This is a genomic window from Pseudoxanthomonas winnipegensis (genome assembly GCF_030322905.1).
GTDB lineage: Bacteria > Pseudomonadota > Gammaproteobacteria > Xanthomonadales > Xanthomonadaceae > Pseudoxanthomonas_A > Pseudoxanthomonas_A winnipegensis.
Map to the genome: position 1 here is coordinate 4038891 of NZ_CP095475.1, position 20455 is coordinate 4059345.

21 protein-coding genes are annotated in these 20455 nt (G+C 71.0%); 9 read left to right on the forward strand and 12 right to left on the reverse strand.

Annotation, left to right across the window (positions count from 1 at the left end):
• Positions 1 to 18: 18 nt before the first annotated feature.
• Positions 19 to 408 carry an MAPEG family protein gene (locus MWN52_RS17790; RefSeq protein WP_130521649.1) on the forward strand — a complete coding sequence of 130 codons (390 nt, stop codon included), beginning with the start codon at positions 19 to 21 and terminating at the stop codon, positions 406 to 408.
• 9 nt (positions 409 to 417) lie between these two features.
• Here the strand turns inward: MWN52_RS17790 and MWN52_RS17795 are convergent, their stop codons facing one another.
• Together MWN52_RS17795 and MWN52_RS17800 are read right to left on the reverse strand one after the other, a co-directional pair.
• Positions 418 to 1257: an NAD(P)-dependent oxidoreductase gene (locus MWN52_RS17795; protein WP_286575730.1), complete on the reverse strand. Its 840-nt coding sequence runs from the start codon at positions 1255 to 1257 to the stop codon at positions 418 to 420.
• A gap of 237 nt (positions 1258 to 1494) precedes the next feature.
• Complete coding sequence (locus MWN52_RS17800; protein WP_286575731.1) at positions 1495 to 2058, reverse strand: hydrolase; 564 nt, start codon at positions 2056 to 2058, stop codon at positions 1495 to 1497.
• A gap of 83 nt (positions 2059 to 2141) precedes the next feature.
• On the opposite strand from MWN52_RS17800, the gene MWN52_RS17805 reads away from it, so the two are divergent.
• From MWN52_RS17805 to MWN52_RS17815, 3 genes are all read left to right on the forward strand, one after another.
• Positions 2142 to 2738, forward strand: a complete 597-nt coding sequence (locus tag MWN52_RS17805) for a TetR/AcrR family transcriptional regulator (RefSeq protein ID WP_165424419.1) — start codon at positions 2142 to 2144, stop codon at positions 2736 to 2738.
• Between the two features lie 118 nt (positions 2739 to 2856).
• Positions 2857 to 3576 (forward strand): hypothetical protein, encoded by a 720-nt coding sequence (locus MWN52_RS17810; RefSeq protein WP_286575732.1) that lies wholly within the window; start codon positions 2857 to 2859, stop codon positions 3574 to 3576.
• Between the two features lie 350 nt (positions 3577 to 3926).
• Positions 3927 to 4496: a DUF2058 domain-containing protein gene (locus MWN52_RS17815; RefSeq protein WP_286575733.1), complete on the forward strand. Its 570-nt coding sequence runs from the start codon at positions 3927 to 3929 to the stop codon at positions 4494 to 4496.
• A gap of 12 nt (positions 4497 to 4508) precedes the next feature.
• Here the strand turns inward: MWN52_RS17815 and MWN52_RS17820 are convergent, their stop codons facing one another.
• Both MWN52_RS17820 and MWN52_RS17825 read right to left on the reverse strand, forming a co-directional pair.
• Positions 4509 to 4889: a VOC family protein gene (locus MWN52_RS17820; protein WP_130521643.1), complete on the reverse strand. Its 381-nt coding sequence runs from the start codon at positions 4887 to 4889 to the stop codon at positions 4509 to 4511.
• A 62-nt stretch (positions 4890 to 4951) separates the two neighbouring features.
• Positions 4952 to 5854, reverse strand: a complete 903-nt coding sequence (locus tag MWN52_RS17825; protein ID WP_286575734.1) for a cyclase family protein — start codon at positions 5852 to 5854, stop codon at positions 4952 to 4954.
• Between the two features lie 90 nt (positions 5855 to 5944).
• On the opposite strand from MWN52_RS17825, the gene MWN52_RS17830 reads away from it, so the two are divergent.
• Positions 5945 to 6787: a helix-turn-helix transcriptional regulator gene (locus tag MWN52_RS17830; RefSeq protein WP_286575735.1), complete on the forward strand. Its 843-nt coding sequence runs from the start codon at positions 5945 to 5947 to the stop codon at positions 6785 to 6787.
• A gap of 244 nt (positions 6788 to 7031) precedes the next feature.
• On the forward strand, positions 7032 to 8024 hold the full coding sequence (locus MWN52_RS17835) for an MBL fold metallo-hydrolase (protein ID WP_286575736.1): 993 nt from the start codon (positions 7032 to 7034) through the stop codon (positions 8022 to 8024).
• Positions 8025 to 8200: 176 nt separating this feature from the next.
• Here MWN52_RS17835 and MWN52_RS17840 read toward each other — a convergent pair whose 3' ends face one another.
• On the reverse strand, positions 8201 to 8566 hold the full coding sequence (locus MWN52_RS17840) for a hypothetical protein (RefSeq protein ID WP_286575737.1): 366 nt from the start codon (positions 8564 to 8566) through the stop codon (positions 8201 to 8203).
• 488 nt (positions 8567 to 9054) lie between these two features.
• The gene (ilvD, locus tag MWN52_RS17845; RefSeq protein ID WP_286575738.1) at positions 9055 to 10893 is read right to left on the reverse strand and encodes a dihydroxy-acid dehydratase; all 1839 of its coding nucleotides are present in this window, start codon (positions 10891 to 10893) and stop codon (positions 9055 to 9057) included.
• A gap of 161 nt (positions 10894 to 11054) precedes the next feature.
• On the opposite strand from ilvD, the gene MWN52_RS17850 reads away from it, so the two are divergent.
• Genes MWN52_RS17850 through MWN52_RS17860 form a run of 3 tightly spaced genes read left to right on the forward strand, consistent with a single transcriptional unit; the run spans position 11055 to position 13258 of the window.
• Positions 11055 to 11591, forward strand: a complete 537-nt coding sequence (locus tag MWN52_RS17850) for a DUF1190 domain-containing protein (protein ID WP_130521638.1) — start codon at positions 11055 to 11057, stop codon at positions 11589 to 11591.
• 1 nt (position 11592) lies between these two features.
• Complete coding sequence (locus tag MWN52_RS17855) at positions 11593 to 12771, forward strand: glutathionylspermidine synthase family protein (protein ID WP_286575739.1); 1179 nt, start codon at positions 11593 to 11595, stop codon at positions 12769 to 12771.
• A gap of 22 nt (positions 12772 to 12793) precedes the next feature.
• The gene (locus MWN52_RS17860; protein ID WP_286575740.1) at positions 12794 to 13258 is read left to right on the forward strand and encodes a hypothetical protein; all 465 of its coding nucleotides are present in this window, start codon (positions 12794 to 12796) and stop codon (positions 13256 to 13258) included.
• 232 nt (positions 13259 to 13490) lie between these two features.
• Here MWN52_RS17860 and MWN52_RS17865 read toward each other — a convergent pair whose 3' ends face one another.
• From MWN52_RS17865 to MWN52_RS17890, 6 genes are all read right to left on the reverse strand, one after another.
• On the reverse strand, positions 13491 to 14792 hold the full coding sequence (locus MWN52_RS17865; RefSeq protein ID WP_286575741.1) for a DUF58 domain-containing protein: 1302 nt from the start codon (positions 14790 to 14792) through the stop codon (positions 13491 to 13493).
• Positions 14793 to 15024: 232 nt separating this feature from the next.
• A complete protein-coding gene (locus MWN52_RS17870; protein ID WP_286575742.1) occupies positions 15025 to 16011 on the reverse strand; it encodes an AAA family ATPase in 987 nt (328 codons plus the stop codon).
• Positions 16008 to 17168, reverse strand: a complete 1161-nt coding sequence (locus MWN52_RS17875; protein WP_286575743.1) for a DUF4350 domain-containing protein — start codon at positions 17166 to 17168, stop codon at positions 16008 to 16010. The genes MWN52_RS17870 and MWN52_RS17875 overlap by 4 nt, the downstream gene beginning before the upstream one ends.
• Positions 17165 to 18679, reverse strand: coding sequence for a DUF4129 domain-containing protein (locus MWN52_RS17880; RefSeq protein ID WP_286575744.1), 1515 nt, complete (start codon positions 18677 to 18679; stop codon positions 17165 to 17167). The genes MWN52_RS17875 and MWN52_RS17880 overlap by 4 nt, the downstream gene beginning before the upstream one ends.
• A complete protein-coding gene (locus MWN52_RS17885; RefSeq protein ID WP_286575745.1) occupies positions 18669 to 19670 on the reverse strand; it encodes a stage II sporulation protein M in 1002 nt (333 codons plus the stop codon). The genes MWN52_RS17880 and MWN52_RS17885 overlap by 11 nt, the downstream gene beginning before the upstream one ends.
• On the reverse strand, positions 19667 to 20383 hold the full coding sequence (locus tag MWN52_RS17890; protein ID WP_286575746.1) for an RDD family protein: 717 nt from the start codon (positions 20381 to 20383) through the stop codon (positions 19667 to 19669). Before MWN52_RS17890 ends, MWN52_RS17885 begins: the two co-directional genes overlap by 4 nt.
• Positions 20384 to 20455 lie beyond the last annotated feature (72 nt).

Below are 20455 nucleotides of genomic sequence, written 5' to 3' on the forward strand. Positions count from 1 at the left end.
AGCAAGCCGAGCCACCCCATGCCGATCGAACTGAAGCTGCTGGCCTGGTCCATCCTGCTGGGCCTGGCTTATGTGCTGCTGGCCGCCGCCCTGGTCACCGCCAAGCGCGGCGTGGCCTGGAACGCCGGCAACCGCGATGCCCCTGTCGAACCGCTGCGCGGCCCGCCCGCGCGGGCGCAGCGGGCCAGCGCCAACTTCCTGGAGACCTTCCCGTTCTTCGCCGCCGGCGTGCTCGCCGTGGTCGCCCTGGGCCGCACCAGCCCGCACACGGCGCTGGCCGCGCAGCTGTACTTCTGGGCGCGGCTGGCCTATCTGCCGGTGTACGTGATCGGGATTCCCTACCTGCGCTCGATCATCTGGGTGGTGTCGCTGTGGGCGATCCTGCAGATGGTGTGGGCGCTGCTGTAGGCACGCGCTTCAGGTGGCGGGGAAGGCGCGCAGCACCGCGGCCGCCTCGCCTGCGCCATCCAGATCGTCGGCCAGCGCGCGGCAGTGCGCGGCCAGCGCGGTGTAGATCCCGGCCTCGGGCCGTTCCGGGCCGATGAAGGCGGCGATCTCCTCCATCTCCGGCGCCCAGCGCCGCGCCTTGGGCAGCAGGTCCGGCAGCGCATGGTCCAGCTGCGCCAGCAGCGCGGGATGGGTCTGCCCCAGCGCCGCGCGCAGGGCCTCGCCCGCGTCGTGGCGCTGCGCCGCCAGGGCCATGGCGGCGCCCAGCAGCGCCACGCCCTTGTTGATGCCGGCGTAGGCCATCTTCAGCGCGCTGGCCGCGCCGACGCCACCGCGCAGCGTGCGTGCCTGCAGGCCATGGGCCTCCAGCAGGGTGGCCAGCTCGGCCGCGTCTTCGGACAGGTAAATGGTCGGGCCGGGCGCCTCGCCCTTGGGCGGAAAGCCGAGGATGCAGCCGTCGACGAAGCGCGCACCCGCCGCCTCGATCACCGCCTGCACCTGCACTGCGGTGTCGGGGTTGATCGCGTTGAGGTCGACGAACACCGGCGGCCGCGCCACGCCCTGGCACCAGCCCGCGAACTCCCGCGCCAGGGTCATCGCCTGCGCCGGCGGCACCACCGACAGGAACCAGCGCGCCTGCATCAGCTCGCCGGTGGCCACCACGCGCAGGCCGGCGGCTTCGGCACGCGCCCGGCTGGACGCGCTGCGGCCCTCCAGCGCGGTGAGCACCGGCACGCCGTGTGCCACCAGGCGCGCGCCAAGCGCCGCACCCATGGCGCCGGGCGCCACCAAGGCCAGGGGATCGGTCATCGCACGCGCTCGCTCACCGGAAGATGCCGCACATCCTGCGCCTGGCCGTCGGCCTCGCCCAGCGATGCCGAGCCGGAACGTCCCGCCAGGAGGAACGTCCGGCTGCTGCGATTCCGCTGCGAACCGTGATCAGTCTTGGCCCTCGGTTGGACACGCCGCAACGCGCCTCATCCAGGCTTGCCATGGGGCGCCGCGTTCCCCAGCGCGGCTCCCCATGGGGCAGTGCTCGCGATGCCGCTACGCCTGCAGCTGCAGCGCGTCGCTGGGGACGATGCGCGCCACGCGCGGCAGCACGTGTTCGAGCGTCATCCGGTGCAGCTCCTCCGAGACGCTGGCGCACAGATCCGGCGCGACGACCACGGCGAAGCCCAGCTCCCAGGCGTGGCGCGCGGTGGACTCGACACCGAAGTTGGTGGCGATGCCGCCCAGCACGATGGTGTCGATGCCGCGGCGGCGCAGCTGCTGCTCCAGGCTGGTCCCGGTGAAGGCGCCCCACTGACGCTTGGTCACGCGCAGGTCGCCGGGCTGGACCAGGCCGTCGTGCAGCTGCGACCAGTCGGCCGGCAGCGGGCCGCCGCCGAGCGGCCGGTCGACCGGCTGGCGCGGCGCATCGACCATGTCCGCGCCGAAATCGACATTGAGCAGCACGACCTGCGCGCCGGCCTGGCGGAAGCGGGCCGCGGCGGCGCGGCCGCGGGCCGCGACTTCCTCGCCACTGATGGGCTGCAGCGGCATGGCGGTGATGCCGTGCTGCAGATCGATCAACACAAGCGCCGTACGGCGCGGGGACAGCGTCAACATGGGGATCTCCAGGGGACAAGAAACACAACACGAAGTGGGTGGGCTAAAATGCGAGGATCGACTCGCATATGAGAATTGTGAGGATGCCCTCGCAAAAGTCAACCCAGGCCATCGCCCCCAAGCGCCAGCGCGGCCGCGATCGCGTCGCGGCGATCCTGGAAGCGGCCACCCAGCTGTTCATCGACCAGGGCGCGGCGGTCACCATGACCGAGATCGCGGCCCGCTCGGGCACGGCGATCGGATCGCTATACCGGTTCTTCCCCACCCGCGATGCGCTGGTGGCCACGCTGCTGGAGCGTTACACCGAGGACCTGCACCGGGCGCTGACCGAACTCGAGGCACGCGCCGCCACGCTGGCGCCCGACGCGCTGGCCGATGCGCTGCTCGGCTTGGCCCTGGACCGCAAGGCCGAACGCACCGCCGCGCTGGTCCTGGTGGAGATCACCGGCGACGAGGCCTTGCGCGCGCGGCTGCGCGAGGACATGCGCCAGGGCGTGGCCGACATCCTGCGCCAGGCCGGCACCGTGCCTGCGGCCCAGGCTTCGGCCGCGGCCGAAGCGGTCGTCCTGCTGATCAAGGCGGCCGGCAGCCTGGCCTTACAGCCCGGCAGCCAGGCCGCGCTGGACGAACTGCGCCAGCTATTGCGCCACTACCTGGAGCAGCGCAACCGGTCGCGCTGATCCGCTCGCCGCGTCGTGCCCGGTTTTGCCATCTACAGACAACCGCACAACAACTTTTTAATCCCGTTCCCGGTCATGATGCGCGCTTGCTCGCGGCATCGCGCCGTGGAGGGAAGTGATGAAGTTACGAATCGCCGCGTCCGCCCTGGTGCTGCTGTGCGCCGCCTGCAAACCCGCTGCCACGCCCGAACCGACCGCACCGCCGCCGGTGTCCGAGCCGGCGCCCGCCGAGTGCAAGGCCAACGCCGATTGCGAGCAGGGCGAGATCTGCAGCAACGGCAACTGCACCGCCTCCAGTGCCGGCGCCAACCCGATCGCGCCAGGCGCGCCGGGCGCTTCGGCCCCGACCCTGCCGCCGCAGGACAACGTGCCCCAGCCCGTGCCCTCGCAGGCCGGGCCACCGGCGATGGCCTCGGTCGGCGACCTGGTGCCGGGCGTGCCGACCTGCAAGGCCGGCGATGGCCGCACGCCGATCCCGGTGTGGAAGCCCTCGGTCACGCCGGACAACGTCGTCGGCAGCGCGCCGCCGCAGGAAGACCATCAGGTGGTCGTGCTCGACCTGGAGTCGCTGCACGAGCCCAAGTGCAACGACAAGGACAGCAACCTGTTCACCGTGGCCTCGAGCGGCGCGCCGGAAGAGGCGCTGCGGATCGGCGTGCGCGGCAACACCCAGGAGATCGACGGCGTCTGCCACCTGACCGGCCTCTACCGCACCGAGCTGCTGCCGGCCAAGCAGGGCAAGCGCGGCAAGACCGAGCCGGCCAGGATCGAATTCACCGCCGAGGACGCCTCGGGCATCGCCTCGTCCAACCGATATTGCGTGCAGGCGGCGCCTTGACGGGTGGCGATGCCGGGTCTGGCGTTCGCCGAGGCATCGACGGCCCGCAGATTGCCCGTCATCAGGCACGGCTTTTGTCCTTGAGGGAAGGACTTAAGCTGGGGAAGAACCCAAAGATTTGTCGTTCCCGCGAACGCGGGAACCCATGGACGTTGCTCGACCTGCACGGAAGTCCATGGATCCCGGCGTTCGCGGGGATGACGGTAGTTGGGTGGCCTGTGATCTGGCACAGCGCGCGCTAGGCGCACAGTGAGCCTTTCGCGAAAGCGCCGCGGCGCGGCACGCCCGCGATGCCGCACACAACCCAGCGCTACACTGCGCGCCCGACGTTGCCACGACACGCTCCACCCATGCGCAATCCCCTGCAGGAACAGCTGCTCAAGGCCGGCCTAGTCAAGAAGGGCAAGGCCGACCAGATCGCCCGCGACCAGGTCAAGGCGCGGCTGGCCAAGGGCCAGGCCAAGCCGCCTGCCGATGCGGACCGGGTCGATGCGGCCCGGCTGCAGGCCGAACGCGCCGAGCGCGACCGCGCCCTGGCCGCCGAGCGCAATGCGCAGGCCAAGCGCCAGGAGCTGCAGGCGCAGATCCGCCAGATCGTGGACACGCACAAGGTCAAGCGCGGCGGCGAGGTCGAGTACCGCTTCAACGACGGCAAGGCGATCCGCACCGTGCTGGTCGACACCGCGCTGCGCGCCCAGCTGGCCAATGGCGCGCTGGTGATCGTGCGCCATGGCGAGGGCGTGGAACTGATCCCGCGCGCCGCCGCGCAGAAGGTGTACGAACGCGATGCATCGTTCGTACTGCTCGACCATGGCCGCAAGGAGGGCGAGGCATCGGCCGCGGCGGAGGACAACGCGCCCGCCGGCGACGACTTCTACGACCAGGACCGCTTCAAGGTGCCGGACGACCTGATGTGGTGAGGTACACGGCGGTCACTGACCCGCCGGCGGCTCCCACAGCTCGACCTTGTTGCCTTCCGGATCGATGACCCAGCCGAACTTGCCCTGCTCGGAAGACTGCGTTTCGTCGGACACGTGGCAGCCCTCGCCGCGCAGCGCGACCAGCAGCGCGTCGAGATCGGCGACGCGGAAGTTGACCATGAAGGACGCGGTGCCAGGCGACATGTAGGTCGTGTCGGCCGCGAACGGACTCCATAGCGTCATGCCCGGCGCGCTGCCCTCGCCGCCCCAGTTGAAGATGGCGCCGTTCCAGTCGGCCACCTCCAGACCGAGGTGATCGCGATACCAGGCGGCCAGCGCGGCCGGATCGCGTGCCTTGAAGAAGATGCCGCCGATGCCCGTGACTCGCTTCATGGCGCTGCCTGTGTGGGTGATGGCGGATTCTTGGGCACAGGCGGGACTGAAGCAAGCGCGCCTCAACGCACGCGCACGCCCTTGGCCGCATCCCAGTGCAACGGCTTGTCCGAGCGCGGCAGCGGCGCATCGCGGCGCGGATCGGCGGCCACGCCGTGCGGCCAGTCGGGTGGGCAGATCGCGGTGAAGCTGGCGTAGCCGCCGGTGCCGCCCTTGAACCTTGGGAAGCCGATCGCCACCAGCGCGCCGACTTCCGGCACCTGGTCCAGGTGCGCCACGCCTTCGGCCTGGACGTAGCCGTGGTGCATCAGCCAGGCCTCGCCTTCCAGCTTGGGGCTGTCGTCGGTGTCCAGCGGCTCGTGCCCGTGCAGCAGGATGTGGCGCTGTTCGTGCAGGAACTTCAGCGCCGGCAGCGACACGCCCGGGAAGCGCTCCAGTTTGGCCAGCCCCGGATCCGGCCAGCGCCTGGACCAGTCCGAGCGCACGAAGACCACCGCCCCTTCCGGAATGCGGCCATGGCGCCGCTCGAAGGCCTCGATGTCGGCCACGCTCAGCGCATAGCCGGGGTCGCGCTTGACCTGCTCGACGATGGAGATCACCACCAGTGGGCGCAGCGTGTAGCTGGCCGGCAGTTCGTCGATGGCCGGATATTCCGGCGCCCAGTGCGCGGGCGGATCGAGCTGGGTGCCGAGCTGGTCGGTGGCCAGCGTGTAGCGCGTGGCCTCGAAACCGTCCTTGGCATAGGTGTAGGCGTGACCATCGGCCGGGTCGCGGGCCGGTTCGAATGTCGAGGGTCCGAAGCCGTGCCACACCGGGATGTCCGGCGCGATCACATGCGAGAGCGACACGTACTTCACGCCCTTGAGCTGCTGGGCGTAGACGTCCCAGAGGCGGGTGTCGTCGGCGCGCGCCGGCGGAGCGGCAGCGATCAGGCAGGCGATCAGCAGGCAGGGCAGGCGCGGCATGGGGGGCTCCGTGGGCGTGGGCGTCGTGGACATCCTGCCCGCTCGGCGGCGCACATTCGAGCCACACGCCGCGCGTACCATGCCGGGGCCATGAACCATGCCCTGCCCGCGCGACAGACCCTGCTGGCCGACCTGGCCACGCTGGCCGACTGCGCGCGGGCCGAAGGTTTCGCCTGCATCGCCGCGCGCCGCGAACATGGCGCCCAGTCGGTGGACATCCCCGGGCCGCAGCTGGCGATCCTGCTGCAGGGCCGCAAGCGGGTCAGCACCGCGACGCAACTGCTCGCGTTCGAGCCGGGCGATCTGTTGCTGACCACCCGGGCCTGCCGCATCGATGTGATCAACACGCCCGATGCCGCCAGCGGCCTGTACCTGACCGCGGTGATTCCGCTGTGCGCCGAGGTGCTGGAGGCCGCGCGTCTGCTCTGGGCCGAACCCCTGCCCCAGCCCGGCCAGGCCCTGGCGCGATTGCCCATCGAGGACTTCGCCACGGCGCTGCCGCAGTGGCGCCAGGCGCTGGCCGAGGGACGCTACGCCGAAGCCCGGCTGGTGCTGGCGGGCATGGTGGTGGCGCTGTGCCGGCGCGGACACGGCAGCCTGCTGCTGCCACCCGAGCCGACCCTGGCCGCGCAGGTGCAGGCGCTGGTGGCCGACCAACCGGAGCGCGACTGGCAGTCGCGCGATGTCGAGCAGGCGCTGTCGCTCAGCGGGGCCACCCTGCGCCGCCGCCTGGCCGCCGAACGGACCTCCCTGCGCCAGCTCATCGTCGAGGCGCGCCTGGCGCGTGCGATGGAACTGCTCTACACCACGCGCTGGCCGCTGAAGACCGTCGCCGCCCGCGTGGGCTACCGTTCGGCACGCAGCTTCAGCCAGCGCTTCCAGCAGCGCTATGGGCTGGACCCGGCGCGCATCGGCAACCAGTTGCCGGACTGAGTGCCGCCACGGCGTTCGCCTGCGTGGCCGTCCATGCGAGGGCTGCGGCTGCCCGGCGCGCATGCGCTGGCCGCGATGCGCAAGGCAGCGCGTCCGCCGCGCTCGCAGGCCATGCCGCTGCGCTCGCGATAGCGCGCGGAACACGTGCTGAGCGTTGCGCGCAGCGGGTTGAGCGATTCGCGCGCGCCTCCTCTCCCAGCATGTGTCCAGGGCGCCAGCCGGCGCGCATCCCTGGAGATTCCGCATGACCCTGTTCTCGCCACGTTTGCTGCTCGCCGCTGCCCTGCTGAGCGCGGGCGGCGCCTGCGCCGGTGCCGCGCATGCCGCCGCAAGCGATACGCCCACCGCGCAGGTACCCGGCTATTACCGCCTGCAAATCGGCAGGCTGCGGGTGACCGCGTTGTTCGACGGCACCGTGGCCTTGCCGCGCCAGCAGCTGCTCGGCATCGACGCTGGCAACATCAGCCGCCTGCTGGACGGCCGCTACGTGCCCGAGGACGGCAAGGGCCTGCAGACCGCGGTCAACGCCTACCTGGTGCAGGACGGCACCCATCTCACCCTGGTGGACACCGGCACCGCCAACTGCTTCGGCCCCGGCCTGGGCCAGGTGCTGAGCAATCTGCGCGCGGCCGGCGTGGACCCGGCGCAGGTGGACGACGTCCTGCTCACCCATGCCCACCCGGACCATCTTTGTGGCGTGCTCGATGCGCAGGGCCAGGTGGCCTATCCCAACGCCACGCTGTGGCTGACCCGTGCCGATGCGGCCTACTGGCTCGATCCCGCGTCCGAGGCCAAGGCGCCGCAGCCGCTGCGCTTCGCCTTCCCGCTGGCCCGCAAGGCCGTGGCGCCCTATCAAGCCCAGGGGCGCCTGCGCCTGTTCGCGCCGGGCGATGCGCTGCCGGGCCAGGTGCAGGCCCTCGATTCGCACGGCCATACGGTCGGCCATGTGTCCTATCTGTTCGACGGCGGCGCCGGGCAGCGGCTGCTGGTGTGGGGCGACATCGTCCACTACCACGCCGTGCAGTTCGCCCAGCCGCAGGCCTCGTTCGAAGCCGACAGCGATCGCGCCGCCGCCATCGCCGCACGCCGGCGCCTGATGCGCCAGGCCACCGACGCCGGCTGGTGGGTCGCCGGCGCCCACCTGCCCTTCCCCGGCCTGGGCCATATCCGCAGCGAAGGTCAGGCCTTCGCCTGGGTGCCGGCGGAGTTCAGCCCGCTGCCGCCGGCGACACCTTGAAGCAGCGGCGAGCCCTCGCCATAGAAGCCACGGGGGCGCCCCCCTGTAGAGCGGAGCTTGCTCCGCTGGAGCTTTCCCGAGATCCGATCGAAATGCAGCGGAGCAAGCTCCGCTCTACACGGCTCCCCTGATTCGCCAGGACTGGCGCGTGCGCCGGGGGGCTACGGTTCCGGACCTCAATGCTGCTCCATTATCCGACGTTCGAGTTGAAGCGTGAGCCCAAATACACCAGCGCCGCGAAACACGGCGATGACCGCAACAAGCACGATCGTCACCCACTTGGTGATCAATCGCAGATCCGGATTATCCAGCGCACGCTCGAACCCCGCCGCGTCCACCGACACCACCGGCATGTGCCTGGAATCATGGAGGATCCGACGGGCATCGTCTGCCTGTTCGTTGATGCATACGAACAGCACCCATTGCTTCCCCATGCGGCTTCCTTCCACCTGGGTTTGGAGGGTGGGAATGCCCTTTGACCTGAGCAGATGCCGAAGCTCGGCGAGCTTTTCAACGTCATGGAAGCGGCCGATGAATTCCACGAGGGTGCCCTGTGTGTGGTGAGGCGGACCACCAGCAGCTTGGCTCTGGTCTTATGGCGGCGCTATGGCTGGAGATAAATGACTGGCCACAGAAGTGTCAGGGCAGCGAAAGCGATGAAGGGATATGAGGCGATCCTGGACTTTGCCAAGGAGGCGCAGGCAAGAAACCATGGCCCAAACGCGAGCGGACCGATAAGCGCGAAACCCAGCTGTGACGGGATCAGAAAGACGATTGCCAGACAAGCCAAAAGGCCAACGCCAGCGCAGGTAAACAGTCCCTTTCGATGTCGCCGCAGCCCTTCGAAGAAGTGTTCCAACATCTGCACGGCGTCTCCTCGCGATGGGAACCGGCCAAACGTGATACATGTGGCGAAATCTTGCATCATGCTGGGTCAACCAAACACCTGAATCAAGGGCTGACCCGCAACGCCGACAGGTGACGACGCCAGCGCCCAGTCACGAGGTAGATGGGCAGCACCGCGTCTTTCTCACCCGTCCAGCAGGGCCTTATCGCGCACGGCGCCCTTGTCGGCGCTGGTGGCGAGCAGGGCGTAGGCCTTCAGCGCGGTGCTGACCTTGCGCGGGCGCGGCTGGGCCGGCTTCCAGCCCTTGGCGTCCTGCTCGGCGCGGCGGGCGGCGAGTTCATCGTCGGACACCAGCAGGTTGATGCCGCGGTTGGGGATGTCGATCAGGATGCGGTCGCCGTCGCGCACCAGGCCGATGGCGCCGCCGGCGGCGGCCTCGGGCGAGGCGTGGCCGATGGACAGGCCGGAGGTGCCGCCGGAGAAGCGGCCGTCGGTGAGCAGCGCGCACTGCTTGCCCAGGCCCTTGGATTTCAGATACGAGGTGGGGTAGAGCATTTCCTGCATGCCGGGGCCGCCCTTGGGGCCTTCGTAGCGGATCACCACCACGTCGCCGGCCTTGACCTCGTCGCCGAGGATGCCCTTGACCGCCGCGTCCTGGCTCTCGAACACCTTGGCCGTGCCTTCGAACACGTGGATGGATTCGTCCACGCCGGCGGTCTTCACCACGCAGCCGTCGCGGGCGATGTTGCCGTAGAGCACGGCCAGGCCGCCTTCGGCTGAATAGGCGTGCTCGACGCTGCGGATGCAGCCCTGCGCGCGGTCCACGTCCAGCGACGGCCAGCGCGTGGCCTGGCTGAAGGCGATCTGGGTCGGGATACCGGCCGGGCCTGCCTTGTAGAAGGTCTGCACGGCCTCGTCCTGCGCGGTGGTCACGTCCCACTTGGCGATGGCATCGGCCAGCGTCCGCGCATGCACGGTGGGCACGTCGGTGTGCAGCAGCCCGCCGCGCGCCAGTTCGCCCAGGATCGCCATGATCCCGCCGGCGCGGTGCACGTCCTCGATGTGGTACTTCTGCGTGTTCGGCGCGACCTTGCACAGCTGCGGCACCCGGCGCGAGAGGCGGTCGATGTCGCGCATGTCGAAGGGCACCTCGCCCTCCTGCGCGGCGGCGAGCAGATGCAGGATGGTGTTGGTCGACCCGCCCATGGCGATGTCCAGCGTCATCGCGTTCTCGAAGGCCTCGAAGGTGGCGATGCCGCGCGGCAGCGCGGTGGGATCTTCGGCACCGTACCAGCGGTGGCACAGCTCGACCGCGGCCACGCCGGCGCGCTTGAACAGCGCCTCGCGGTCGGCATGGGTGGCCACCACGGTGCCGTTGCCCGGCAGCGACAGGCCCAGGGCCTCGGTCAGGCAGTTCATCGAATTGGCGGTGAACATGCCGCTGCACGAGCCGCAGGTCGGGCAGGCGCTGCGCTCGACCGCGGCGACCTGCTCGTCCGTCGCGTTCGGATCGGCCGCCATCACCATCGCATCGATCAGGTCCAGCTTGTGGTCGGCCAGCCGGGTCTTGCCGGCTTCCATCGGCCCGCCGGAGACGAACACGGTCGGGATGTTGAGGCGCAATGCAGCCATCAGCATGCCCGGGGTGATCTTGTCGCAGTTGGAGATGCACACCAGCGCGTCGGCGCAGTGCGCATTGACCATGTACTCGACCGAGTCGGCGATGATCTCGCGGCTGGGCAGCGAATAGAGCATGCCGTCGTGGCCCATGGCGATGCCGTCGTCCACCGCGATGGTGTCGAACTCCTTGGCCACCCCGCCCACGCGCTCGATCTCGCGCGCCACCAGCTGGCCCAGGTCCTTCAGGTGCACGTGGCCGGGCACGAACTGGGTGAAGGAGTTGGCGATGGCGATGATCGGCTTGTGGAAGTCGGCGTCCTGCATGCCGGTGGCGCGCCACAGCGCGCGGGCGCCGGCCATGTTGCGGCCGTGGGTGGAGGTCCTGGAGCGGTACTCGGGCATGGCGGTCGGTCTTGAGCGAGCGAGAAGGCTGGCGTGCGGCGGAAAGCCGGCATTTTCCCCCGTTTGCTCCGTTGCTGCTGCAACTGACCGTTCAGCCATGTAAGACCAGGCGCCCGGCACTGCAGGCATCATGGGCCATCGCCCGCCCTGACCGGACCCCGATGAAACGCTCCACCACCACGCGCCTGCTGCTGATGGGCGCCGCGCCCCTGCTGTTCACCGCCTGTCAGAACGAGCCGGAGGTCCGCCAGGGCCTGTACACCACGGTCGAGGCCTGCACCCGCGAGACCGGCGACGCGGCCAGCTGCAAACAGGCCTTCGACAGCGCCCAGAAGCAGTCTGCCGACCAGGCGCCGCGCTACGCCACGCGAGAGCAGTGCAAGGTGGACTGGGGCGAGGACCGCTGCGCCGAGCAGCGCGACAGCCAGGGGCACTCGTTTATCGGCCCGCTGATGGCCGGCTTCTTCATGTCGCAGATGCTGAACAACCGCGCCGGCTTCAACGCCGCGCCGGCCTACCAGAACCGCGACAACGGCTGGCTGCGGCCCACCCCGGGCGCGCGGCCGGACACCTCCGGCGCGTTCCGCACCGGCACCCCCGGCATGACCCCGATCAACGCCACGCCCAACCGCGCCGTGACCGTCAGCCGCGGCGGCTTCGGCGCGCGCAGCAGCGGCCGCGCCAGCTTCGGCGGCTGACATGCGCCGCGTCGCCATCACCCCGCGCGGCGACTGGCGCGCGCAGGCGGCCGAGTGCGGCTTCGACTTCCACACCATCGACGGCGCGCCGTACTGGGACGAAAGCGCGTACTACGCCTTCACCCTGCGCCAGATCGAGGACGACCTGGAGGATCCCAGCGCCGAGCTGCACGCCATGGCGCTGGACCTGGTGGACGACATCGTGCGCGACGCGCAGCTGCTCGAACGCCTGGCGATCCCGCAGTTCGCCTGGTCCTGGATCGCCGAGAGCTGGCAGCAGCGCCAGCCGCATCTGTACGGCCGGTTGGACCTGGCCTACGACGGACGCGGGCCGGCCAAGCTGTACGAACTGAACTACGACACGCCCACGTCCCTGTTCGAGGCCGCGTTCTTCCAGTGGCAGTGGCTGGAGGACCAGCGCGCCGCGCAGCGGCTGCCGGCGCAGGCCGACCAGTTCAACTCGCTGCACGAGGCGCTGGTGGCGCGCTTCGGGCAGATCGCCCCTGCCCTGCCCGGCCCGCTGCGCTTTGCCGCCGTGCGCGATTCCACCGAGGACCGCGGCACGGTGGCCTATCTGCGCGACTGCGCGGCCCAGGCGGGGCTGGAGAGCGAGTTCGTCGCCATCGAGGACATCGGCCTGTCCGAGGACGGCCGCTTCACCGACCTGGACGACGGGGTGATCGGCACGCTGTTCAAGCTCTATCCGCTGGAGGACCTGCTGGCCGAGGAATTCGGCCGCGCCCTGCCGGCCTCGGGCCTGCAGCTGCTGGAACCGGCGTGGAAGGCGGTGCTGAGCAACAAGGGCCTGCTGCCGCTGCTATGGCAGCGCCACCGCGGCCATCCCAATCTGCTGAAGGCGCATTTCGACGATGGCGCGCCGCTGCGCGCGGGCTGGGTGCGCAAGCCGCTGCATTCGCGCGAGGGCGCCAACGTCGCCCTGCACCTGGCCGACGGCGGCTGGCAGGAAAGCGACGGCCCCTATGCCGGACCGTGCATCGTCCAGGCCGCCCATCCGCTGACCGCCTTCGACGGCCGCTATCCGCTGATCGGCAGCTGGGTGATCGGCGATAACGCCTGCGGCATCGGCATCCGCGAGGACGACACCCGCATCACCCGCGACAGCGCGCGCTTCGTGCCGCACGCGATCATCGATGAGGCGCCCGGAGTGTTCTACGCCTGAGCGCGGCGGCAGACTGAGCGGGTTGGAAGGCGATACAAAACGAGGCCTGATGCGATTCCTGAAATCCCATGCGCTATTGATCGCGAGTGTGTTGCTGTACGGCGTTTCGCTGTTCCTGCCCGCCCTGTACGGCGGCGGCTCGTACCTGGTCGGGCTGGTGCTGCTGATCTTCGGCGCGCTTCCGCTGGCCGATTCCTCCTGTTTCGCCTGGCTGGCGAATGGCTTGTACGCCGCGGCGCTGATCGCCTATCTCATGCGCCGCACGCGCGTAGTCCTCGTCCTGAGTCTGCTCGCATTCGGGGTCGGACTGGACACGGTACGCGTGGACCGCTTTCCGCTGGACGAAGGCGGAATGAACGTCATGCGCCAGGCCTTCGGCGAAGGCTTCTACGTCTGGGAAGTGAGCTTCCTGCTGCTGGCCGCCTCGGCTGCATTTCCGCTGCTGCGTGCGCGCAGGAACCAGCCACCGCCTTTGCCGCCGGTGTAACGAAGCACTTGGTCGCGACGGGCGGGTGCGATCTTCAATAAGGCGCACGGGGTAAGAGCGATGCAACCACCCGCTCTTTGTGGGAGCCGCCAGGGCGGCGATGGGCTTGCCCGGGAAAGCCTCATCGCCGCCATGGCGGCTCCCACCTGTAGAGCGGAGCTTGCTCCGCTGCGTTTCGGCCGGATCATCGGAAAGCCCCAGCGGAGCAAGCTCCGCTCTACTCACTTCCGCCTCAAAGCAACCCCTCGCGCTTGACCGCCAGGTAGCGCTCGACCAGCGCACCAGGCAGCTGTGCGGTGGTCACGTCCAGCACCATCACGCCGTGGCCGCGCAGGGCGTCGTGGGCGGCGGCGCGCTGGTCGAGGTAGCGGGCCACCGCGCCGGCCTGGATGGCGCCGGACAGGTCGGTGACCTCGGCCTCCAGCGCTCGATCCAGTTCGGCCTCGCGCAGGCTGGCCACGCACACCAGATGCCGGCGACGCAGCAGGTGCACGGCGGCCAGCAGGTCTTCGATGTCCTCGTCGCGCACGTTGGTCACCAGCATCACCAGCGCGCGGCGGCGCTGGCGCGCGGACAATTCGCTGGCCATGGCCAGATAGTCGCAGGCGGTGGCCGAGGGCTGCAGGTCGTAGGCGGCGCGCAGCAGGGTGTCGATGCCGGCCATGCCGCGCCGCGGCGGCACCCACCGTGGCTGCTCGCCGGTGGACAGCAGGCCGGCCGCATCGCCCTGGCGCAAGGCGAGGTAGGCCACCACCAGCGCGGCGTTGAGCGCATGGTCGAAATGCGCCAGCCCGTCCTCGCGCGCCAGCATGCGCCGGCCGGTGTCCAGCACCAGCACCAGCTGCTGGTTCTTCTCGTCCTGGTATTCGCGCGAGATGAGCTTGCCTGCGCGCGAGGTGGCCTTCCAGTCGATCTGGCGCAGGCTGTCGCCGACGCGGTACTCGCGCATCTGGTTGAAGTCGGTGCCTTCGCCCCGGCGGCGCTTGAGATGGGCCCCGACCAGCCGCGAGGCCTGGTCGGCGCTGAACAAGGCCAGCCTGGCCAGCGGCGCGAAATCCGGATACACCCGCACCGCCTGCGGCGCGCCGACCACGCGCGCCTGCTTCCACAGCCGCAGCGGCGAGGCCAGGCGCAGCTGCACGCCGGCGAACCAGGCATCGCCGCGTGCGATGGGGCGCAGCGTGTAGGCGAAGGTGGCGGTGGCGTCACGCGCCAGGCGCAGCGCACGCGGCAGACCCTGCGAGGGCCATGCGCCCGGATGCAGGTCGAACACTTCCACGCGCTGCGTCCGCCCCGGGGACGCCAGCGTCAGCTGCACCTCGCGCGGCAGGTCCAGCGCCAGCGCTTCGGGCACGCGGCGCCGCACCTGCGGCGCGGGCCGGCGCCACAGCGCCAGCGCATCGAGCAGCGCCAGGCCGGCGATCGCCATCCCGATGCCCTTCCAGGCCGTCAGCGGCAGCCCGGCGAACAGCACGGCCAGCCCGGACAGACCCCAGGCGCACAGCAGTGCGATCAGTGGCGCGGCTGGCCTCATCGCAACCGTGCCGCCATGAGCGCCCGCTCGGTGGGAGCCGCCATGGCGGCGATGAGGCTTTCCCGGTAAAGCCCCTCGCCGCCATGGCGGCTCCCACCTGTAGAGCGGAGCTTGCTCCGCTGGGGCTGTCCCGATGATCCGGCCGAAACGCGGCGGAGCAAGCACCGCTCTACAAGGAGGCGGCGAGGTGAGTGGGACAGACAGGTGCTCCCACGATGGTGCGGGGTCACCCTCACTTGCGCGGCGCCTCGACCTTGGCGAGCAGCGCGGTCAGCACGTCGTCCGGCGACTGGCCTTCGATCTGCAGCTCCGGCGCCAGCGCGATGCGATGGCGCAGCGCCGGCAGCGCGACCTCGCGCACGTCGTCGGGAATCACGAAGTCGCGCCCGCCCAGCACCGCCTGCGCGCGCGCCGCGCGTACCAGCGCGATGCTGCCGCGCGGCCCGGCGCCCAGCGCGATACCCGGCCAGGTGCGCGTGGCGGCGGCCAGGCGCACGGCGTAGTCGATCACCTGCGCGTCCACCTGCACCTGCGCGGTGGCGCGCTGCAGCGCGACCACATCGCTGGCAGAGGCCACGCAGCGCACCTGGCTCAGGTCGAAGTCGGCGGCGGTGCGGCCGGTGGTGATCGCATCGACCATGCGCTTCTCGTCCTCCAGCGCGGGGTAGTCGATCAGCACCTTCAGCAGGAAGCGGTCCAGCTGCGCCTCGGGCAGCGGATAGGTGCCCTCCTGCTCGACCGGGTTCTGCGTGGCCAGGGTGAGGAAGGGCGGCGCCAGCGGGAAGGACTGGCCCTCGATGGTCACCTGCCCTTCCTGCATCGCCTCCAGCAGCGCCGACTGGGTCTTGGCCGGCGCGCGGTTGATCTCGTCGGCCAGCAGCAGGTGGGTGAACACCGGCCCGCGGCGGATCTCGAAGCGCTGCGTACCCGGGTCGAACACCGCATGCCCCGAGACGTCGCTGGGCATCAGGTCCGGGGTGAACTGCACCCGGGCGAAATCCAGCGACAGCGCCTGCGAGAGCGCGCGCACCAGCAGAGTCTTGCCCAGGCCCGGCACGCCTTCGATCAGCACATGGCCGCCGGCCAGCAGCGCGATCAGGATCTGGTCCAGCGGCTGCGGCTGGCCGATGAAGGCCCGTGCCACCTCGGCGCGCACCGCGGCCACGCGTTCGGCGATGCCGTCGAAGGCCGGCGGCGCGGCCTGGGGAAACTCGCTCATAGTCGTTGCCTCATGAACATCAGCAGGGAAATGCGGTCGGCGAACTCGCGACGCTCGCGGTCCGTGGGCGATTGCAGGGCACGCGCCACGCGCGCGGCCGGCAGGTCGAAGCGGCGCGCCAGCGCGTCGGCCTGGGCCGCGCCGGTCAGCGCGGCGGCCACCGGATCGCGGCGGCGCAGCCGGGTGAGGAAGGCCTTGCGCGCGGCGGCATGCAGCAGCACGCCGCGCCGATAGCGATAGAGGTGCTCGCCGCTGGCGCGCACGTGTTCGAGCAGCGAGCGGCGCGCGGGCGCCGGCGGCGGCAGCAGCGGCCCGAAGCGCTGCGCCCGCAGCATCATCCAGGCCAGCAGCGCCAGCAGCAGCGGCGCCCACACCGGCCAGCCGCGCTCGAGCACGGTGCGCCACAGCGAGGGCATCCGCGTGGCGTAGACCAGGTGCATGGTGCCGTGGCCGTAGTTGGGCGCCAGCACCTGCCGCGCCAGCGCCTGATGCGTGGGCGCGCGCAGGCCGCTGCCATCGTCGCCACGCCGCGCCGGCCCACCGTTCTGCAGGAAGTCCACGTCGGCCAGCACGTCCACATAGCCCTGGCCGCGCGCCAGGCGCGCGTAGACATAGCCGTCGCGCAGGTTGCCCCAGGCCAGCACCGGCTGCGCGCCCTGGAAGCTGAAGCGTCGCGCGCCGCAGAACTCCACATGCGGCGGCTGTCCCCGCACCTGGAAGGGCGCGCAGTCGCCGACCGCCATCGGCGTCAGCCGCAGCGCCTCCAGCAACGGCATCGATTCGTGCAGCCCGAAGGCCGGGCCCGGCGGCGTGCGCACCACCAGGTGGCCGCCGCGCGCCACCCAGTCCAGCAGCGCACTCGCACGCGCGGCATCGAGGTAGCGCGGGTCGTCCAGCAGCACCAGCGTGTCGCGCCGGCCCAGCTGGGCGATCTCCAGATCGAAGCGCGGCCGCGCATCGACGCTCACCCCATCGGCGCGCAGCGCCTGCTTGAGGACGTAGAGCGGATTCCACGCCGCCTCGCCGGCCGGCGGCAGGTCGACCCGGTACGCCACCCGTTCGTAGGTGTGCACGAACCACGCCACCAGCACGAACAGCACCGTGCCGCTGGCGAGCGCGATCAGGCCGGGCTTGGCGCCGCGCGTGCTCTGGCTCATGCCGGCCACCGGTAGCGCGTCTGCAGGGCAGCGATGAGCGCCTCGAACTCCTCGGCCTGCGGCAGGCGCTGCGCATAGGCCGCGTACTGCCACACGCGCACCATGCGCGCGAACAGGCCGCGGTCGGCCTCCTCAGGCTGGCGCTGCGCCGCGCGCAGGCACTGCGCCTCGGTCGCACCCGGCGGCAGCACCACGCCGGCACGCTCGGCCATCGCCTCGACGCTGGCGCGATACAGCAGGGCCAGCGCATGGCGCGGTTGTCCCTGTGCCCACAGCCGGCGCGCGCTGGCGGCGATGTCCGGCGGCAGGACCTGCGGCAGCTCGACCACGCCGGTGGTGACGGGCGCCGGCACCGGCCGCGGCGTGCGCACGCCGCGCATCCACGGCCACCAGTGGCGCGCGCTGGCGAGCAGGAACACCAGCAGCAGCCCAAGCACGATCCACAGCCCCCACTCGCCGATGAAGGCCAGCACGCGCTGCAAGCGTTCCAGCCAGCTCATGTCCAGCTTGGGCGGCTCGGCGATCTCGGGCGGCCGGCGGCGCTGCCAGGTGTGGTCGGTGCGGTGACGATCGATCAGCGGGTCCCGATAGGCCTGCACCACCGCGCGGCGGAAGCGCGCATCGTCCACGCGCTGGCCTTCGAACACCTGCTCCACACCGGGCGGTGGCGGCGCCTCGCTGGCCGGCGCCGACTGCTGCGCGCGCAACGGCGCCACCTCGACCAGCGCCAGCAGCAGCACCAGCGGCGCGGCGGCGGCCAGCAGGCGCTGGCGCAGCCGGCGGAAGGCGATCTCCACGTCCCAGGCCTCGATCTGCGTGCGCCGGTTGAGGTACAGGCCGAAGCCGGCGCCGACGAAGAACGGCTCTACCGCGCCGATCGCGATCCAGAAGAACGCGTTGAACCCCAGCTGCGCCCACAGCGGCGGATCGGACAGCATCGCCAGCCCGGCGCGCGCGGCCTGCGGCAGGTAGTCGATCGGCACGAACACGGCCACCATCGCCACGCAGGCCAAAGTCAGTGCCAGCTGGAACCCCAGGAACACCAGCGTCAGCACCAGCGCGTTGCCGTAGAGCGTGGCGCCCAGCACGCGGCGACGCGCACGCAGGCGCGCGCCGTGTTCGCCCTCCAGCGTCTCGATCGGCAGGAACAGGCTGCGCGCGCCGCTGAAGCGCCGCCAGGTCAGATAGCCCAGCATCGGCCGCCAGCCCCAGCGCAGCTGCGCGGCCAGAGTCTGGCGCGTGGTCGGCACCTGCCCGAACACGCCGCGCGAGATCACATACAGCGGCACGCGGTCGAACAGCGGCTTGATCCACCACAGCACCAGGCACGAGGCCAGCGGCGAGGACAACGCCCACGCGCCGGCGTTGACCAGGGCGAACACCGGCAGGGCCAGCCACAGCCACGGCTTCCAGATCGCGCCCGCATGCCGACGCACCAGCGCGGTGCCCAGCTCGACCGCCTCCCACGGCGAGCGCGCGCGCAGCTCGACGGTGAGCTGCTCAGCGCGCATCGCGATCCGGCTCCGCGCCGCCGCGACCACCGCGCCACAGCCACACGATGACCCCGGTCCACAGCACCGCGGCCACCGCGTACTTCACCGGATGCGGAATGCTGGCCACCGAGGACCAGAACGCCTCGATGAAGGCCGCCACCAGCAGCATGAAGGCCACGCCCAGGCACAGCCGCGCGCCGATCGCGCCGGCCTGCACCAGGGCCTGCCCGCGCGTGCGCCGGCCCGGCGCCAGCCAGCTCAAGCCCAGCTGCAGGCCGGCGCCGCCGGCGATCACCAGGGCGGTCAGCTCGAACGCGCCGTGCCCGCACACGAAGCTCCACAGCGGCCCACCCGACCCGATGCGCGTGAGATGACCGAACAGCGCGCCGATGGTCAGCCCGTTGCTCACCAGCACCACCAGGCTGCCCACGCCTACCACCAGCCCGCTGGCGAAGGTCTGCAGGCCGATGCCGATGTTGTTGCGGATATAGACGCCGAACATCATCCAGTCGCTGCCGCTGTCGCGGCCGATGCGCGGGTTGGACGGGTCGTACATGCGCTCCATCGCCGCCACCATCCGCGGGTCCATCAGCGCATGGATCAGCTCGGGCCGGAACTGCAGCAGCACGGTCATGCCCACCAGCGGCACGCCGAACAGCGCCAGCGCCACCCACATGCAGCGCGCCTGGCTGCGCACCAGCCGCGGGAAGCCGGCCATCAGGAACTCCAGCGCCGTGCGCCAGCGCAGCGGCGGGGTGCGGTAGAGCACCTGGTGGCCCTGTTCCATCAGCGTCTGCAGGCGGCCGGTGACCTGCGCGCTGTAGCCGCGCCGTCGCGCCAGCGACAGCTGCTGGGCGATGCGCCGGTAGCGCTGCGGCATGGCCTCATCGCCCAGCGCGCCGGTGTTGCGCGTGTCCTGCGCCCGGCGCGCATCGGCGCGCGTGCGCAGCCAGTCCTCCAGCTCCTGCCACTCGCGCTGGTGGCGCGCGACGAACTGTTCCTGCCTCATCGCCGCCCCAGCAGCCAGTTGGCCATGCCGAACAGGCGCAGCACGCCGGCCGGGCCGCGCGCGCCGGTGAGCGGTTCGAGCAGGTCGGCCAGTTCGACCTGGCGCTCGGGCGTGAGCTGCGGCGCGCGTTCGCCGAAGGCGACGATGGCGGCCTGCTCGACCGGACGCAGCGTGGCGCGTGGCACCACCACCGCGTTGACCGGTGCCGAGGCCGGTGGTTCGGCGTGCTCGGCGTGGATGACCAGCGTGCCGGCGGCCAGATCGCCCAGCCGGCGCGCGGACGGATCGATCAGGCTCACCACCAGCCCGGCGGCGTAGCCGAAGGGCAGCATGTCCACCACGCGCAGCAGGTTGCGGGTGATCGCGGCCGGCCAGCCGATCGGCGCACCGTTGGCCAGCACCACGCGCAGGCGCATCGCGCGCTTGCCCAGCGTCTGCCCGTGCCACAGCGCCTCGAGCACGATCATGTAGCCCCATTGCAGCAGGAAGGCGGCGACCAGGCTCAGGCCACCGCCGAACTTGCCCAACGTGCCCAGCACCATGACGGCGGCGAACATCATCCCCACGCGCACCACCAGGTCCACGCCCCAGGCCACCGCGCGCGGCACCGGCCCTGCCGCAGGCAACTGCAGCGACACGCCCTCGGGCGTGACCACCTCGCGCACCGTATCGAGCACCACGGCCGGCGCGGCCCCCTGCGCGATGGCCGTCATCGAATGTCCCGTTGAAGCACCCGCGCCTGCCTGTCCATGCCTGCCGTCATCCCTGCCCCGGCCAGACTGTAA